The sequence below is a fragment of the Mesorhizobium huakuii genome, from assembly GCF_014189455.1.
Lineage (GTDB): Bacteria > Pseudomonadota > Alphaproteobacteria > Rhizobiales > Rhizobiaceae > Mesorhizobium > Mesorhizobium huakuii_A.
Genome location: NZ_CP050296.1, coordinates 883,776 through 900,199 on the forward strand (window position 1 = coordinate 883,776; position 16,424 = coordinate 900,199).

The 16,424-nt window shown below is 64.1% G+C and carries 17 protein-coding genes and 1 pseudogene; 9 read left to right on the forward strand and 9 right to left on the reverse strand.

Going from position 1 to position 16,424, the window contains the following annotated elements; all coding sequences use genetic code 11:
* Positions 1 to 7 precede the first annotated feature (7 nt).
* From HB778_RS04355 to HB778_RS04370, 4 genes are all read right to left on the reverse strand, one after another.
* Positions 8 to 439: a nuclear transport factor 2 family protein gene (locus HB778_RS04355; protein WP_183461778.1), complete on the reverse strand. Its 432-nt coding sequence runs from the start codon at positions 437 to 439 to the stop codon at positions 8 to 10.
* Positions 440 to 521: 82 nt separating this feature from the next.
* On the reverse strand, positions 522 to 1,103 hold the full coding sequence (locus HB778_RS04360; protein ID WP_183461780.1) for a histidine phosphatase family protein: 582 nt from the start codon (positions 1,101 to 1,103) through the stop codon (positions 522 to 524).
* 81 nt (positions 1,104 to 1,184) lie between these two features.
* Positions 1,185 to 4,382, reverse strand: a complete 3,198-nt coding sequence (locus HB778_RS04365) for an efflux RND transporter permease subunit (protein ID WP_183461782.1) — start codon at positions 4,380 to 4,382, stop codon at positions 1,185 to 1,187.
* Between the two features lie 4 nt (positions 4,383 to 4,386).
* Complete coding sequence (locus HB778_RS04370; protein WP_183461784.1) at positions 4,387 to 5,517, reverse strand: efflux RND transporter periplasmic adaptor subunit; 1,131 nt, start codon at positions 5,515 to 5,517, stop codon at positions 4,387 to 4,389.
* A gap of 233 nt (positions 5,518 to 5,750) precedes the next feature.
* Between HB778_RS04370 and HB778_RS04375 the strand changes: the two genes are divergently transcribed.
* From HB778_RS04375 to HB778_RS04385, 3 genes are all read left to right on the forward strand, one after another.
* Complete coding sequence (locus HB778_RS04375) at positions 5,751 to 7,283, forward strand: alkaline phosphatase family protein (RefSeq protein ID WP_183461786.1); 1,533 nt, start codon at positions 5,751 to 5,753, stop codon at positions 7,281 to 7,283.
* A gap of 288 nt (positions 7,284 to 7,571) precedes the next feature.
* Positions 7,572 to 8,021 carry a universal stress protein gene (locus tag HB778_RS04380; RefSeq protein WP_183461788.1) on the forward strand — a complete coding sequence of 150 codons (450 nt, stop codon included), beginning with the start codon at positions 7,572 to 7,574 and terminating at the stop codon, positions 8,019 to 8,021.
* 113 nt (positions 8,022 to 8,134) lie between these two features.
* Positions 8,135 to 8,692: a sugar O-acetyltransferase gene (locus tag HB778_RS04385; protein ID WP_183461790.1), complete on the forward strand. Its 558-nt coding sequence runs from the start codon at positions 8,135 to 8,137 to the stop codon at positions 8,690 to 8,692.
* An 8-nt stretch (positions 8,693 to 8,700) separates the two neighbouring features.
* On the opposite strand, the gene HB778_RS04390 is transcribed toward HB778_RS04385, so the two are convergent.
* From HB778_RS04390 to HB778_RS04400, 3 genes are read right to left on the reverse strand one after another with little or no spacing between them, the layout of a single operon-like run.
* Complete coding sequence (locus HB778_RS04390; protein WP_183461792.1) at positions 8,701 to 9,450, reverse strand: sulfite exporter TauE/SafE family protein; 750 nt, start codon at positions 9,448 to 9,450, stop codon at positions 8,701 to 8,703.
* 21 nt (positions 9,451 to 9,471) lie between these two features.
* Positions 9,472 to 9,681 (reverse strand): hypothetical protein, encoded by a 210-nt coding sequence (locus tag HB778_RS04395; RefSeq protein ID WP_183461794.1) that lies wholly within the window; start codon positions 9,679 to 9,681, stop codon positions 9,472 to 9,474.
* Positions 9,674 to 9,826 carry a hypothetical protein gene (locus HB778_RS04400; protein ID WP_183465333.1) on the reverse strand — a complete coding sequence of 51 codons (153 nt, stop codon included), beginning with the start codon at positions 9,824 to 9,826 and terminating at the stop codon, positions 9,674 to 9,676. The genes HB778_RS04395 and HB778_RS04400 overlap by 8 nt, the downstream gene beginning before the upstream one ends.
* On the opposite strand from HB778_RS04400, the pseudogene HB778_RS04405 reads away from it, so the two are divergent.
* A pseudogene (locus HB778_RS04405) lies at positions 9,788 to 9,934 on the forward strand (LysR family transcriptional regulator); the annotation flags it as partial. The gene HB778_RS04400 and the pseudogene HB778_RS04405 sit on opposite strands and share 39 nt — an antisense overlap.
* Positions 9,935 to 10,018: 84 nt before the next feature.
* Here the strand turns inward: HB778_RS04405 and HB778_RS04410 are convergent.
* Positions 10,019 to 10,747: an SDR family oxidoreductase gene (locus HB778_RS04410; protein ID WP_183461796.1), complete on the reverse strand. Its 729-nt coding sequence runs from the start codon at positions 10,745 to 10,747 to the stop codon at positions 10,019 to 10,021.
* 135 nt (positions 10,748 to 10,882) lie between these two features.
* Here HB778_RS04410 and HB778_RS04415 point away from each other — a divergent pair, with 135 nt between their 5' ends.
* Positions 10,883 to 11,779 (forward strand): AraC family transcriptional regulator, encoded by an 897-nt coding sequence (locus tag HB778_RS04415; protein WP_183461798.1) that lies wholly within the window; start codon positions 10,883 to 10,885, stop codon positions 11,777 to 11,779.
* 207 nt (positions 11,780 to 11,986) lie between these two features.
* Here HB778_RS04415 and HB778_RS04420 read toward each other — a convergent pair whose 3' ends face one another.
* The gene (locus tag HB778_RS04420) at positions 11,987 to 12,898 is read right to left on the reverse strand and encodes an AraC family transcriptional regulator (RefSeq protein ID WP_183461800.1); all 912 of its coding nucleotides are present in this window, start codon (positions 12,896 to 12,898) and stop codon (positions 11,987 to 11,989) included.
* A gap of 93 nt (positions 12,899 to 12,991) precedes the next feature.
* Between HB778_RS04420 and HB778_RS04425 the strand changes: the two genes are divergently transcribed.
* The 4 genes from HB778_RS04425 to HB778_RS04440 all read left to right on the forward strand — a co-directional run bounded on the left by HB778_RS04425 (position 12,992) and on the right by HB778_RS04440 (position 16,391).
* Positions 12,992 to 13,729 carry an SDR family oxidoreductase gene (locus HB778_RS04425; protein WP_183461802.1) on the forward strand — a complete coding sequence of 246 codons (738 nt, stop codon included), beginning with the start codon at positions 12,992 to 12,994 and terminating at the stop codon, positions 13,727 to 13,729.
* Between the two features lie 110 nt (positions 13,730 to 13,839).
* Positions 13,840 to 14,343 (forward strand): Lrp/AsnC family transcriptional regulator, encoded by a 504-nt coding sequence (locus HB778_RS04430; RefSeq protein ID WP_183461804.1) that lies wholly within the window; start codon positions 13,840 to 13,842, stop codon positions 14,341 to 14,343.
* Positions 14,340 to 15,500 (forward strand): saccharopine dehydrogenase family protein, encoded by a 1,161-nt coding sequence (locus HB778_RS04435; protein ID WP_183461806.1) that lies wholly within the window; start codon positions 14,340 to 14,342, stop codon positions 15,498 to 15,500. The genes HB778_RS04430 and HB778_RS04435 overlap by 4 nt, the downstream gene beginning before the upstream one ends.
* A gap of 102 nt (positions 15,501 to 15,602) precedes the next feature.
* Positions 15,603 to 16,391 (forward strand): ABC transporter substrate-binding protein, encoded by a 789-nt coding sequence (locus tag HB778_RS04440; protein ID WP_010910742.1) that lies wholly within the window; start codon positions 15,603 to 15,605, stop codon positions 16,389 to 16,391.
* Positions 16,392 to 16,424: the final 33 nt, after the last annotated feature.

A 16,424-nucleotide genomic window follows, 5' to 3' on the forward strand; every position in this document is an offset into this window, starting at 1 on the left:
ACGGGCGTCAGGTCGGCTTCTGCGGAGATCGGCTGGTGCTCGTCCAACGGTCCTGGGCGGTCGCATCCGTCCATTTCGTGTCCGGCGCCAGCATCGAAATCCAGGTTTCGGCGAGCTTGCCATTCTCGATCCGGTAGCTTTGCATGCCGGCCCGGCTGCGCGGCTCGCCGGTTTCGGGATCGGGCCACACGAAGGAAAAGCGAAACCATGCGCTGTCATCGGTGAAGGCGTGATCATAGACGACGACACGGATGCCCGGCCGACCATCCCGGACGGAAGCGAGTTCGACCGCATAGTCCTCGCGCGTCACCGTGCGGTCGCCCTTCTCGTCATGCCTGATGTAGTGCGGCTCGACGCAAGCCGGGATCAGATCGTATTGGCCATCCACCCAGACCCGTTCCCACCTGTCAAACAGCTCGCGCACCAACTCTTTTGACATCGACAATCCCTTTCTCGCTCATGTCGCCGACCATACACTGGAGGCGCGGGATTTCTGTCAGGAGACTGGAGGCCGGTGACCGCTACTTCATATTCCATTTGCGCACGACCGGCTCGCTGAGATCATGCTCGTAGCCGAGCACGCTGATGCTGGCCGTATCGAGCACGAACAGCGCGCCGCCTTCCGGCGGCAGGCCTAGCCAGCGGGCGGTGAGCACGCGCAGGAAATGCGCGCTGGAGAAGATCAGGATCGAGCCGCCAGCTTCGCAAAGCTGTCTGACGATCCTGTCGGCGCGGGCGCCGACATCGGCGGCCATCTCGCCTTGCGGGCAGCCGTCGCGAAAGACGTTCCAGCCCGGCCGCTCGGCCAGGATTTCTTTGGTGGTACGCCCTTCGTAGGCGCCGTAGTCCCACTCCTGCAGATCGTCGTTTCTGACGCTTGTCGCGCCAAAGCCGGCCAGCACGCTGGTGTTGTAGGCGCGCTGCGAAGGGCTCGACCACACCGCCGAGAACGACAGGCCCTCGAGCCGCTCCGCCACGCCCCGCGCGGCGGCCTCGCCGGCCGGCGTCAAAGGCATGTCGGTGCGCCCGGTATGCTGCCCCGAAAGGCTCCACGCCGTCTCGCCATGCCGGACCAGGTGGATTTGGGGTAATGCGCTGCTCATACGCTCGGCCTTTCGTTGGTGTCAGGCCAAGCTGTAGCGGTCGGCGCAAGAGAGCGAAAGACCGGGCGGCTATCGCAGTCCTCAGCGCCGCTTCGCCACCCGCGTTTCGCGCGGCTTGGGTGGCGGCGGTGCCTGCACGACCTCCGCCCGTGGCCCGGCCGCCAGCGCCGGCTCGGCGGCGGGCACGACGATTTCAGGATCGGCCTTGCGGCGCCAGAACCACCTGAGGTGGCTGAACCGGCTGAGATAGATGTAGATGACGGGCGTGGTGTAGAGCGTCAGGAACTGCGACAGGAGCAGGCCGCCGACGATGGCGATGCCCAGCGGCCGGCGAAGCTCGGAGCCAGCGCCGCTGCCCAGCGCCAGCGGCAGGCCGCCGAGCAGGGCTGCCATCGTCGTCATCATGATCGGTCGGAAGCGCAGCACGCAGGCCTGGTAGATGGCCTCCTGCGCCGTCATGTTGCGTCGTCGCTCGCCCTCCAGCGCGAAGTCGATCATCATGATCGCGTTCTTCTTGACGATGCCGACCAGCAGGATGACGCCGATCAGCGCGATCAGCGAAAAATCATAGCCGAGCGCCATCAGCGCCAGGAAGGCGCCGACGCCCGCCGACGGCAGCGTCGACAGGATGGTGAGCGGGTGCACGAAGCTCTCATAGAGGATGCCGAGCACGATATAGACGGCGATGATAGCCGCCAGGATCAGATAGGGCTGGTTGGCCAGCGATGACTGGAACACCTTGGCCGAGCCTTGATAGCGTGTCGTCAGCGCCGGCGGCAGGATCATCGACCCTTCGAGCTTCTGGATAGCCGTGATCGCGTCGCCGAGCGAATGCCCGGCCGCCAGGTTGAACGACAGCGTCACCGCCGGAAACTGGTCCTGGTGGTTGATCGTCAGCGGCGATACCGACGTCTCGTAATGCACCAGCGCCGACAGCGGCACCATCTGGCCGCTGGTGCTGGAGCGCACGAACAGGCGGGCCAAAGCCGAGGCGTCCTCCTGGAAGCGCGGCTGCAACTCCAGCACGACATGGTGCTGGTCGAGCTGGGTGAAGATCGTCGCCACCTGGCGCTGGCCGAACGCATCGTAAAGCGTGTCGTCGACCGCCTGCGGCGTGATGCCGAGCTGGCCGATCAGGTCGCGGTCGATCTTCAGCGTCATCCGCGGCGCTCTCGCCTGCAGGTCTCCGGTCACATCCTGCAATTCGGGCAAGGTCTGCAATTTGGCCAGCATGATCGGCGCCCATTTGAACAGCTCGTTCACGTCGGGGTCCTGCAGCGTGTACTGGTACTGCGTCTTGCTGACCCGCGCGCCGATCTGCACGTCCTGGCGAGCCTGACCGAACAAAGCGATGCCCTCGACCTTGGTCGCCGCCTTGCGCAGGCGGTTGATCACCTGCGTCGCCGTCGAATGGCGCTCGCGCAGCGGCTTCAGGTCGATCATAAGCCGGCCGCTGTTGACGGTCGGGTTGGCGCCGACCCAGTAATAGACCGTCTGCACGTCCGGGTCGGCGGTCACCACCTTGGCCAGTTCGTGCTGGCGCAGCACCATGGCGTCGTAGGAGATGTCCTGCGCCGCTTCGGAACTCCCGGAAATGGTGCCGTTGTCCTGCTGCGGGAAAAATCCCTTCGGGATGATCTGGTAGAGATAGACGGTGGCGCCGAGCGTCGCCGCCATGAACAGCAGCATCACCGGCTTGTGGTTGAGCACCCAGCGCAGGCCGACCTCATAGACGTGCAGCATGCCGGCAAAGGCGGATTCCAGCGCTCGCGACGCGATGTTCTCGCGGGCGTTATGGTCGATCGGCTTCAACAGCCAGCCGCACATCATCGGCGTCAGCGTCAGCGAAATCAGTCCCGACATCATGATGGCGATGCTGACGGCGACCGCGAATTCGCGGAACAGCCGGCCGATCAGGCCGCCCATCAAAAGCAGCGGGATGAAGACGGCGACCAGCGACAGCGTCATCGAGATGATGGTGAAGCCGATCTCGCGCGATCCGCTCAGCGCCGCCTGCAGCGGCGTGTCGCCATTCTCGATATGGCGGATGATGTTTTCCACCATGACGATGGCGTCGTCGATGATGAAGCCGACGGCGATGGTCAGCGCCATCAGCGACACGTTGTCGATCGTGTAGCCAAGCAGATACATCGCCGCGCAGGTGCAGAGCAGCGACACCGGAATGGTGATGCTGGGGATGAGCGTGGCGCGCACATGCCGCAGGAACAGGAAGATGACCAGCACGACCAGGCCGATGCTGATCGCCATGGTGAACTGCACCTCGGACACGGACGAGCGGATCGTCTGCGTGCGGTCGCCCAGGATCTGCATCTTGACCGACGGCGGCAGCGTGCGCTGCAACTCGGGCAGCGCATCCTTGATCAGCTGCACCGTCTGGTTGATGTTGAAGCCGGGCTGCTTGTGGACATCGATGATGACGGCCCGCTGGCTGCCCAGCCACGCCGCCTGCCTGATATCCTCGACGCCGTCTATGGCCGCGCCAATGTCGCTGACGCGGACCGGCGCGCCGTTGCGGTAGGCGATGATCACCGAATTGAACGAGGCCGCGTTGGACAGCTGGTCGGTGGCGGCGAGCGTCAGCGATTGCCTGGGGCCGTTCAGCGTGCCCTTCGGCGCGTTGACGCTTGCCGTCGCTATCGCGGCGCGGATGTCTTCCAGGCTGAGGCCAAGCGCCGCCGCGGCCGACGGGTTGACCTGGATACGGACCGCCGACTTCTGCTCGCCATGGAAGTCGACGAGCCCGACGCCGGTGATCCGCGACAACTGCAGCGCCAGATAGTTCTCGACATAGTCGTCGACCTTGTCGATCGGCAGGTCGGCCGAGGTGACGGCGATCGACATCAGCTGCGCATCGGCCGGATTGGCCTTCTCGTAGGTCGGCGGGCTGGGAAGGTCCTTCGGCAGGTCGCCGCTGGCGGCGCTGATCGCCGTCTGCACATCTTGTGCTGCGCCGTCGAGGCTGCGGTCGAGGTCGAATTCGACCTGGATCGAGGTGCGCCCGAGCGAACTGCTCGAACTGATCGACGTCACGCCCGAGATCAGCGCCAGCTGCCTCTCCAGCGGTGCCGCGACCGTCGTCGCCATCGTCTCGGCGTTCGAACCCGGCAGGTTGGCCGAGATCTGCAGCGTCGGGATTTCGACCTGCGGCACGCCGGCGATCGGCAGCAGGAAATACGCCACCAGCCCGACCAGCGTCACGCCGATGGCCAGGAGCGTGGTGGCGATCGGCCTGACAATGAAGGGCGCTGAAATGTTCATGGCGCTAGTTCGCCGCCTGGGCCGGCCCGGTCACGTCGACCAGGTCTCCTTCCTGGATGCGATACTGGCCGTCGGTGACGACGGTGTCGCCGGGCTGAACGCCTTCGCCCACGACGGCAAGCTCGGCATTCGAATAGGCCACCGTCACCGGCCGTTTGACGATGTGCCTGTCCTTGCCGACCACGAAAGCATAGGTCCCGTCCGGACCGCGCACAATCGCCGTCACCGGGACTGTGACCACGCCGCGCTGCAATTCGACCTGGACGCGGACATTGACGAACTGTCCCGGCCACAGCAGGTCATCGGCATTGTCGAAGACGGCGCGTATCCTGATTGTCGCGCTGGCGCTGTTGATCTGGTTGTCGACAACACTCAGGCTGCCGGTGGCCAGTTGTTGGCCGCCATTGTCCTGCGCGACCACCGGGGCATTGCCTGCCTTCATCACGGTCTGGATACGGGGCAGCGCGTCGGATGGCAGCGAGAAGTCGACGGCGATGGGGTGGATCTGGTTGATGCGGACAATGCCGCCCGTGTCGCTGGCGCGGATGATGGCGCCGGCGTCGACCGTGTGGATGCCGGCGCGGCCGTCCAGCGGCGAGCGGATCTGCGTGAAGCGCAGCTGGATCTGCGCGATGTCGATGGCGGCCTGGTCGACCTTGCCGGTCGCCTCGAGCTGCGCCACGGCGGCCTTGGCCGTGTCCAGCGCCTGGGTCGAGCCGACGCCCTTGGTGGTCAGCGTCTGCGCCCGGGCAAGGTCGAGCCTGGCGTTTGCCAGCGACACGTCGTCCCGCGTCTTGGTGGCCTGGGCTTGGGCAAGGGCGGCCTGCAGGGGCTCGGGGTCGATCTCGGCAAGCAGGTCGCCGGCATGCACATCCTGGCCATCGGCGAAGTCGAGCTTGACGAGCTGGCCGTCGATGCGGCTGGTCACGGTCACGCTGCGCAGCGGCACAACCGAGCCGAGACCGACCAGGGATATTGGAACATCGCCGCGGCGCGCCACATCGGCCACCACCGGGATGGCGGTGTCGGCCGCCAGGGCGCGATCGATGGCCGAGACGTTTGCCAGGCCTGGAATCAGCAAACCAAAGGCCACGGCCCGAAGGATTCGGGAGGCCTGGCACCAGTCGGCGGTCATGCGCGGTCTCTCGTCCGTCCGGCTCTAGGTTATGGACTTGAACAATGGACGTGCGGCGAGTTGCTGACAAACCACGGTCCCGTGACCTGTATCCTGCGGGGGCAAACCTTTCCGCCGCATCACCGCTGGCTTACCAATCCGTAAGGTCCTTTGCCAACGAGTTTTCATGAACCTGTCATGTCCACTTGCCTATCCTTGATCCATCGCGGGGTTGCGAGATGAGGGACACTTCAATGAAAAAATTATCTCTAGCGCTGGCTGCGGGTACGCTGTCGGCGGCGTTGGCTGGCGCGCTGTTTGACTCCAGCGCCGTTGCCGCACCTTACAAGCATGTACTGCTCATCAGCGTCGACGGGCTTCATGCGCTCGATCTGGCAAACTATGTCGCCGCAAATCCGACAAGCTCGCTCGCCGCGCTCGCCCATACCGGGATCTTCTATCCGAATGCGCTCGCCAGCGCCCCGTCCGACTCGTTTCCTGGCCTTGTGGCACAGGTAACCGGCGGCACACCGAAATCGACGGGCGTGTTCTACGACGACAGCTACGACCGCACCTATTTCGCACCGGCCTCGGATTGCAAGGGCGAGCCGGGCGCCGAGGTGGCTTTCGCCGAGAACATCGACGTCGACGCGACGCGCCTTGATGGTGGTGGCAAGCCCGGCGACTACCGCAGCCAGATCGACCCGGCAAAGCTGCCGATGACGCTGATCAACGGCAAATGCTCGGTGGTCTATCCACATGATTTCGTGCGGGTCAACAATGTCTTCGAAATCGTGAAAGCGCATGGCGGCCGCACGGCCTGGTCCGACAAGCACCCGGCCTACGAATGGCTGAACGGACCTTCGGGCAAAGGCGTCGACGACCTCTACGCGCTGGAACAGGACAGCTTGATCCCCGGCACGAAGGTCAAGACGACGGGCAGCTTCAAGGCCGAGCGTGACTTCGATGAAGCGCGTGTCCATGCGGTGATCAACGAAATCAAGGGCCTCGACAGCACCGGCGCGCATCCCGCTGCGGTTCCGACGCTGTTCGGCATGAATTTCCAGGCGGTGAGCGTGGGCCAGAAGCTTCCCAAGGCCGGTCCTGGCGACGAGGCCGGTCTGGTCGGCGGCTATCTGGATGCCAGCGGCGCGCCGAGCAATGGTCTTGCCGGGCAGCTCGCCTATGTCGACGGCGCCCTCGGCGAACTGATGGCTGCACTCAAGGGCAATCATCTGGCCGACTCGACCCTGATCATACTTGCCTCGAAGCATGGCCAGTCGCCCATCGACCCAGCATCGTTCCAGCCTCTGGACGATGATCCCTATACGAAGACACCGGGCTATGCCTTCCACATCGCCGACGACGCCGCGCTGATCTGGCTCAAACCGCAAGACAGGGTGAAAAACCTCGCGGCCGCGCAGGATTATCTCGAGAAATCGAGCAAGGCTGAAGGCATCGCCCAGATCCAGCCGCCGAATGCGCTTGCTCTCGCCTATCAGGATCCGGCCACCGACAGCCGTACGCCCGACTTCATAGCCACCGTCAATCCAGGCGTGGTCTACACATCCGGCTCGAAGATTGCCGAGCACGGTGGTGCCAATGTGAACGACCGCAACGTGGCGCTTCTCATCAGCGCTCCTTCGCTCAAGCCGAGGTCGGTGCCAGCTCTGGTGCAGACGACACAGGTAGCTCCCACCATCCTGCGGGCTCTTGGCTATGACGCGAACGAACTCCAGGCTGTGAAGCTCGAAGGCACCCAGGAGCTGCCGGCGGCACCTTTCTAAGCCGATCTAAGCCGAGGATCATAGCGTTTGACGATTGGCCGCCGGGCATGCTCGGCGGCCAATCGTTTGCGATCGGCAATGTTTGCAGACAGGTGACCGCATCGCTGATGGCTGGCTGCACCGGAATGGCCTGACATTGGCGCGAATTCCCAAACTGCCCTTGCCTGGCCTTCATCCGCATCAAGCTGGCCCTGTGACGGAGCGGCTAGCGAACTTATATCAAGGTCAGCCCGACAAGGCTCCCGCCACCCCAAGGGCACCGGCACTTGCACAACAGGTCAGATCATCATGTACAAACATCTGCTCATCGCCACCGACGGATCGGAACTGGCCGACAAGGGCGTTGCCCATGGCCTCACATTGGCGAAAGGCATCGGCGCCACCGTCACCTTTGTCACCGTCTCGGAACAATTCCCGATCTTCGCCTGGGGCGGCGCCATGGCCGGCTTTGCCGCGGGCGATGAACTGGCCACCTATCAGGAAGAGGCGCGCAAATACGGCAAGGAGGTTCTGGCCAAGTGCAAAGCTTCAGCCGACACGGCCGGCGTGTCCGCCAAGGTGGTCCATGTCGAGGACAAAAGGCCAGCCGAAGCGATCCTGGAACTGTCGCAGGCGCAAGGCTGCGACCTCATCGTGATGGCCTCACACGGCCGCCGCGGGCTGGGCAAGCTGCTTCTCGGCAGCCAGACGGCGGAAGTGTTGTCCTATACCACAATCCCGGTGCTGGTGGTTCGGTAGACGTTCTCCCAAGCTGGAACCGGCTTTCGGAATCATGCTCGAATAGACAGCCAGGGCGCTCCCGGCGCGGACGCGCCAAAATTCGTTCGACCGTGCCCGGAGGAAAGCAACGAATGGCGGATGACGGTCGCACCAGGATAATCCCCGGAAGAACGGCGGAATCGGCGGCCATGCTGGCGGACGTCAAACGGGCGATGGCGATCACCGCCCGTCTCAACCGTTTGACGTTCAACGACGCAGCCGAAGTCCGCGCCGTGTTCAGCGAACTCATCGGCAGACAAGTGGATGACAGCTTTCTGCTGATCCCGCCCTTCTACACGACCGGCGGGGCCGACATCCGCGTCGGCCGCAATGTCTTCATCAATCAGAACTGCACGTTCTATGATCTTGGCGGGCTCGACATCGCCGACGATGTGCTGATCGGGCCGAATGTCAGCCTCATCACCTCAGGCCATCCACTCGAACCGTCACGGCGGCGCGCCTTCACCACCGCAAAGCCGATCGTCATCGAACGCAACGTCTGGATCGCCGCCGGCGCGACGGTGATCGGTGGCGTGACGGTGGGCGAAAACTCTGTTGTCGCGGCGGGCTCGGTGGTCACGAAGAACGTTCCCCCGAACACGCTTGTGGGTGGAAACCCGGCGCGGGTTATCAGGTCGATTGCCGAGTGAGGGCAACCTCACCGCAGCGCCTCCAGCGCGAGATACACCCCAAGCGCCAGCAGCCCGACGAAGAACACCGTGCGAAAAGTCTCGACGCTCATTTTCTGGCGCAGCGCCTGGCCGATGAACATGCCGGCCAGCGCCGGCAGCAGCGCCAGGATCGACCCTGTCAGTTGCGCCGTCGGCGACGCCAGTGCTCCCGTCCGGAACAGGCCAATAGCAAGGGCCGCCGTCGAGACCGTGAAAGACAGGCCGAGCGCCTGGATGAGATCTTCTTTCTCCAGCCGCAGCGATTGCAGATAGGGCACCGCCGGGATGACGAAGACGCCGGTGGCGCCGGTGACCAGCCCGGTCGCCACGCCGGCCAGCGGTGACATCAAGGCCTCGTGGCGCGCCGGCGTGATGAAGCCAAGCCTGAGCAGGCCGAGAATGGCGTAAAGCACAAGGGCTGCGCCGAGCCCCGCAGAGGCCGCGCCCGCATGTGCGCCGGTCAGCACCCCTGCCCCGGCGACGGTGCCCAGCAGGATGCCGGCCATCATCGTCCACAGCCGCTTGCACAGGCCGCCGAAAGATGGACCGGTAAACAACTGCCAGAGATTGGTGACCAGCGACGGGATCAGCAGCAAGGCGGCGGCCTCGGCCGGCGGCATCGTCACCGCCAGCAACCCCATCGCCACGGTCGGCAACCCCATGCCGACGACGCCCTTGACGAAGCCGGCGGCGAAGAAGACGGCACAGATCCAGGCGGTGATGCCGGCACTCAGCATGACCGCACCTGCACCACGGGATCAGTCATGCAGCAGCATGTCCGTCGCGTCGGCGTCGGGTCGGGGTTTCGCCGGCGCGGCATCGGGGCTGATTGAAGCCGCCGTTGTCGTACATCCCCGCAACCCGGGCTGTGCCTGCGCCATGGCAAGCGAAGCCACAGCGACGGCCAGCACGATCGCCATGCTTTCAAGAAGTCCGAGCCCTTGCTGGCCTGAGGTCTTGTCACTCATCGCATATCTCCATCGCAAAAGATTTGACGGACATGCGGCTCGCGCACAACGTGAAAGTTGCGCTGTCAGCCTTCGCCTCGGCGGCCATCTGCACATCCGCATCCGCGTGCCCGGCCTCGACAATGTCTGCCGGCTGGTCGCGCAAGGCGCGGGCATCGCCATCGTGCCGGAAAGTGCCGCGCGCCGCTCGGCCCGCCGGCTTCGCAGCCTGCGGCTCAGCGACGACTGGGCGACGCGCCAGCCCAACCTCTGCGCCCGCAGCTTCGACGAGCTGACACCACAGGCGAAGCTGCTGGCGCGGCGCTGGCGTGAACAGAGAGGGTGGCCTGCCGGGCCTTCACCAGGGCAACGGACCCTCATCGTAGAAATAGCCGCCGGTCGGACCATTCTCGTCCAGGGTCGCCAGGCGAACAATGATCTCGGCCGCCTGCTCCACGGTGCGATAGCCAGTGTGTCCGTTGAAGTCCGTCGCGGTATAGCCGGGATCGGCCGAATTGACCTTGATATCAGCCGCGGCAAGCTCCTTCGAGAAGGCAACGGTGGCGGCGTTTAGCGCCGTCTTGGAGCTGTTGTAGCCAAGGATATTGATCGCATAAAATTCATTGGCCGGATCGGTCAACCCGCCGAGTGACCCCAGCCCGCTGGAAACCATCACCACATTGGCGCGCGGAGCTGCCTTGAGCAGCGGCAGGAAGGCCTGAGTGGTGCGGATCGGGCCAAACACATTGACCTCGTAGACATCCTTGATGATGGCTATGGGCTCTTCGCTGGGAGCGAGCATTGAGCCGAGGACGCCGGCATTGTTGACCAGCACATCGAGACGTCCGTCCTCCTGCAAAAAGCGCGTGGCGGCCGCCTTGACGCTGGCGTCGCTGGCGACGTCGATATCCAGCACGCGCACGTCATGGCCCTTCTGCCTGAGCGCGGCTGCCGCCGCTTCGCCGCGTTCCCTGTCGCGGCTGCCCAGCCAAACCCTGTAGCCGGCTTCGCCCAGCCGGCGCGCGGTTTCGTAGCCGATGCTCTTGTTGGCACCGGTCACCAATGCGGTCTTGTCGGTCATTTCCATCTCCAGTTTGATCCGTGGTTGGTCTGCGGCAGAGATGGTGCGGACCGCTGGCCGCCGCGTGCCGAAAACTGGTAAGTTCTTGCCTATTCCTGCCGGAAGCTTGATTGCCGGCCGTGCCGATGCGATCTACAGGCTGTGATGAAATCGCTCGACGACCTCAAAGCGCTGGTGATGCGCCATGCGCGCGGCCGGCTGACCGAAACCGGCATTCCCCGTGTCGCCATCATGAAGGGCGAGGCGACGACCGGGCCGTTGCCGGGGCTCTACGACCCAAGGCTTTGCCTGGTCTTGCAGGGCGCCAAATCCGTCATGATCGGCGATCAGCTGCTGCATTACGATGCCGGCCGCTACTTCATCGCCGCGGTCGAGGTGCCAGCTGTCGGCAAGGTTGTGCAGGCCAGCCCGCAACATCCCTACCTCTCCGTCAGCCTGGCCTTCGACACCACGCTCATCGCCTCGCTGCTGCTCGACATGCCGCCCGTGGCCGAGGCGCCGATCGGCCATGGTTTTGCCGTCAGCCGGGCCGACGAGGCGCTGGTCGATGCGTGGCTACGCATGATCGAGCTCATCGATCATCCGGCCGAAATCCCCGTGCTGGCGCCGTTGCTCGAACGCGAAATCCTGTTTCGGCTGCTGCAGGGACCGCAAGGCGCCATGCTGCGCCAGATTGCCGGCGCCGACAGCCGCCTGTCACAGATTCGCCGCGCGCTGGGCTGGATCCGCGCCCACTATGCCGAGCCGTTCCGCGTCGAGGATCTCGCCCGGACAGCCGGCATGAGCGCCTCGGTGTTCCACCGCCACTTCAAGGCGGTCACGGCAATGACGCCGATCCAGTACCAGAAGCGCATCCGCCTCAATGAAGCGCGCCGGCGCCTGCTCGCCACGTCAGGCGATGCGGCCGGCGTCGCCTTCTCCGTCGGCTATGAAAGCGCTTCCCAGTTCAGCCGTGAATATGCCCGCCTGTTCGGTGCGCCACCCCTGCGCGATATCGGCCGCCTGCGCGCCACGCCAGAGCCCACTGAGCTCGCCTGAACGGCATCGCCATCGTGCCGGAAAGTGCCGCTCGGCCCGCCGGCTTCGCAGCCTGCGGCTCAGCGACGACTGGGCAACGCGCCAGCTCAACCTCTGCGCCCGCAGCTTCGACGAGCTGACGCCGCAGGCAAAGCTGCTGGCCGCGGCCATGGCCTGAACCCGGCAGCTCGAGGACGAGCAGTGGGCGACCCAACTACAGCTCGACGTTTACTCCGCGTTTTCGGCCTGCCGGAGCTGCGTCGGGGAACGCCCGAACACGCGCTTGAATGCATTGCCGAAAGCACTTTCGGAGGCGTAGCCGAGCGATTGCGCCAGACTGCCAACCGAAGCCCCGGACCGACGCATGGCGTCCCGTGCGCGATGCATCCGCCAACGAGTCAGATAGTCGAGCGGTGCCATGCCGACGAGTTCCTTGAAATAACGCGCAAAGCCGGAGCGCGACATGCCGATGGACGTGGCAAGTTCATTGACTGTCCAGCCATGGCCGGGATCATTGTGGATCAGGCTGAGGGCAGCGCCGATGCGTCGGTCGGTCAACGCGCCGACCCAGCCCATGCTGCTTGTGCCTTCCTTGGCGACGTAAGCCCGCAACGTCTGCACGAGCAGGATGTCGCCCATGCGGCGTGTCATCAGCGTCGCGCCCATCGACGCCGCATCGAGTTCTTCGTCGAGCACCGCCAGCGAGCCGCGCAGGATCGTCGCTGCCCGATCGCTTCCAGGGATGTGCATGAATCGGGGAAGGGCATCGAGCAGGAGCTGCGCATTGCCGCCTTCGAACACGAAGCTTCCCGCGACCAGCGCCGTTTCATCACCGCCGTGCCGGGCGACATTCGAATGCTCCCAGTCGAAGAACGACATCCCGTCTTCGGGCTGCATGGAAAGATCGTTGGCGATCACATAGGCAGGGGCGTTGGCCAGCAGAAAAGTATCGCCGGGGCCGAGCGGAAAAGGTTGCTCCTCCGGCAATGCGATCCAGCATCGACCACGAAGAACAGCCGCGAACTTCAGCGCGGGTTTCGCCGGAAAACGAAACGACCATCGCCCGCCCACTTCGAGACGCGTGCAACGCGCGCTCGCGATGTCGAGAAGCGAGAGCACGTCGGATAGGGGATCGATCATGGCAGGATTGGACGATCGCGACGAAACAATGGAGTTTCAAGCATAGATAATCCAGACGCCTTTCACAATATTAGATCGTGAAAGGAGACAATCATGTCTGGAATAAAGGGAAAAGTCATCGCAATCACGGGTGCAAGCAGCGGCATGGGCGAGGCAACCGCGCTTCTGCTGGCCGGGCGTGGGGCCAGGATGGTGCTCGGGGCCCGGCGTTCCGATCGCCTTGAGGCGCTCGTCGATCGTATCGAGAGCGCGGGCGGCAAGGCGGCATTCCTGGCAATGGATGTGAAGAACCGTGAGGATCTCACCAAGCTCGTTGCCCTTGCCTGCGACAGGTTCGGCAAGATCGATGTCCTGATCAACAATGCGGGCATCGGTCCGATCTCGCTCCTCGATGAACTGCGCGTCGAGGATTGGGAGGAGATGATCGACATCAACATCAAGGGTCCGCTCTATGGCATCGCTGCCGCCCTGCCGGTGTTCCGCCGCCAGGGCTTTGGCCACTTCATCAACCTTCTTTCCACAGCCGGGCTGACGATCAGCCCGACAATGGCGGTCTATGCCGGAACAAAGAATGCGGTTCGGGCGATCGCCGAAGGCCTGCGGCTTGAAGCCGGCCCCAAGCTGCGCGTGACGAACATATCGCCGGGCATCGTCCAGACAAACTTCGCCGACTCGATGACCAATCCCAAGGTCAAGGCGGAGATCGAAAAACGCATGGGCGAAATCGCCATCACCCCCGATGCGATCAGCCGAGCCATCGCCTTCGCGATCGAGCAACCGGCCGAGGTCGATGTGGGCGAGATCGTCATTCGGCCCACCGCACAAGCCTGATCGTGCTTCTCAGCAACTCTCTCTTGCTGTTATTAAAAATACACCATAAGGTCTTTTCACATAAGAAAGAAAAATCGTTCAATTTTTCTCATTTGTGAAAGACAGGAACTTTGCGGGAACATCTCGATCTGACCGATCGACGGCTGGTCAAACAGCTGTCGCAGGACGCCCAGCCGGGCATCAACCGCCTCGCCGAGACATTGGCGATTTCGGTGCCGACGGTGCGCTCGCGGCTGCGCAACCTGCTCGACCGCAACCTGCTCAAGATCGTCGGGCTGTTGAACCTGACCGAGCGTCCCGAACTGATCTCGGCCATTGTCGGCATCAATGCCCAGGGCCGCGGCCGGGCCCGCGAGCTGGCGCAGCGCATTTCCGAACTGCCCTTCGTCAACTCGGCTTCGGTGGTCACCGGGCGCTTCGACATCATCGTCGACGTGACGGTGGCCGGTGACGTCGCCGATCTCTACCGTGTCACCAGCGAGCTGATCCCCGGTGCCGGCGAGCCGGGCGAAGTCATGCGCAGCGAGACCTTCGTCGTCATGGCGTCCTGCAACAAATGGGTCAGCCTGCCGGAAGGCTGCTGGTCTGAAGACGCGCGCAAGGAGCCGGCATGAAGATCGCGGTTCTCGGCGGCCTCGGCCTGCAAGGCCGGGCGGCCATCGCCGATCTCGTCGCCAGCGGTGTCGAGGAGGTGACCTGCGTCGATACCGCGCCGGATGGTGCGGCCCGGCTGGCTGATCTGACCGACCTTTCCCGCGTGCGTTTCGTCGTGCCTGAAGGCGCGATCGGACCGGCACTTGTGAGCGTGCTGGCTAACGCCGACGCCGTCATCGATCTGTTGCCGCAGCCATTGATGCGCGAGGCAGTGCAAGCCGCCATCGCCACCCGCACACCGCTGGTCACCACCAATTACGGCAAGGCCATCGCCGACCTGGCGCCGGAAGCCGAACAGGCCGGTGTCTCGATCATGACCGAATGCGGGCTCGACCCCGGCATCGACCTCGTGCTCTACGCCCGCGCCGCAAGGCAGTTCGACGCCATCACGTCAATCGATTCCTATTGCGGCGGCATTCCCGAGCCGAAGGCGATGGCCAAGCCGCTTTGCTACAAGGTGAGCTGGAACTTCGACATGGTTCTGGTCAGCCAGAACCGCGACAGCGTGATGATCGAGGACGGCAAGCGCGTCGAAGTGCCCGCCGCCCGCCAGCACGACAGTGCTTTCATCCATGAGATTGAGGTCGCCGGCCTTGGCCGGCTGGAAGCCTTCCCCAATGGCGACGCGCTGCATTATGTCGAGATGCTTCCGGCCGCCAAGGGCCTACAGCGCTCCGGCCGCTACACGCTGCGCTGGCCGGGATGGTCGGCCTTCTGGGCGCCGCTGAAGGAGCTCGGTTTCCTGTCCGAGGACAAGGTGCCCGGCACCTCCAACAGCCCGCGCGAATTCCTCGGCCGGCTGCTCGGCCCGCAACTGCAATACGGTCCCGGCGAAAAGGATTTGTGCGTGATGCGCAATGTCTTTTCCGGCCTCGAAGATGGCCGTGCCAAGACGGTGACATCCGATCTGATCATCGAACGCGACCTGGTGTCCGGCCTGTTCGGCATGAGCCTCGGCGTCGGCTACCCCGCCAGCATCGTGGCGCAGATGCTCGCGCGGCGCGAGATCACCACACCGGGCCTTTTGAACCCGCTGCTGCATGTGCCCGACGAACCCTTTTTCGACGCGCTGGCCAAACGCGGCATCAAGGTTGCCGAGACGGTGACCTGGGACTGAGGATTTTCGAACGGCCCGCCGCCAAACGGCGCCGCCGCTCAAAAAGCGCCCAAGGAAACCCTCGGGCAAAACAACAAAACGACAACAGGGAGGAATGCCAAAATGAAGATTGCCAGACTTTTCATCGCCGGACTTGCGCTCGCGGGCTTGACCGCTGCCGCCAGTGCCGGAACGCTCGACGAGATCACCAAGCGCGGCGAATTGCGCGTCGCCGTGCAAACGCAGGGACCGCCCTTCTCGCTGGTCGGCGCCAATGGCGAACGCACCGGCAGTTCGGTTGAACTGGCCGAGCTGATGGCCAAGGAAATGGGCGTTAAAATCAAATTCCTCGACTTCGACTGGGACGGCCTGATCCCGGCGCTCTTGTCCGGCAAGGCCGATCTGCTGGTCGCCGACATGACGCCGACGCTGGCGCGCGGCATGAAGGTCGCCTTCACCACGCCCTACATGTATACGGGCAGCACCGTCTTCACCAAGGCCGACAGCAAGTTCAAGACCACCGAGGACTGCAAGGCCAAGGGCACCAAGATCGCCGTGCTGCTCGGTGCCACCGGCGAGAAGGAAGCCAAGACCGCCTTCCCCGATGCCGACATCAAGAGCTACAAGGGCGGCGGTCCGCTGCTGCTCGACGCCGTCAACAACGGCCAGGCCGATTGCGGCGTCAACGACGTCTCGGCGGTCAAGGGCCAGTCGACAGCCTATCCGGCCGGCAGCTTCACCATCATGCCGGACCTGCTGTCGAAGGAGCCGCTCGCCTTCGCCACCCGCTATGACGAGCCGGACCTGCTGGTCTGGATGAACCTGTTCCTCAACCAGGTCACGATCGACGGCCGCCTGCAGAAGAACCTCGACTACTGGGTGAATTCCGACGCCTGGAAGAAGGATCACTGAGGAATTAGCGAGTAGCGAATAGGGAGTAGCGAA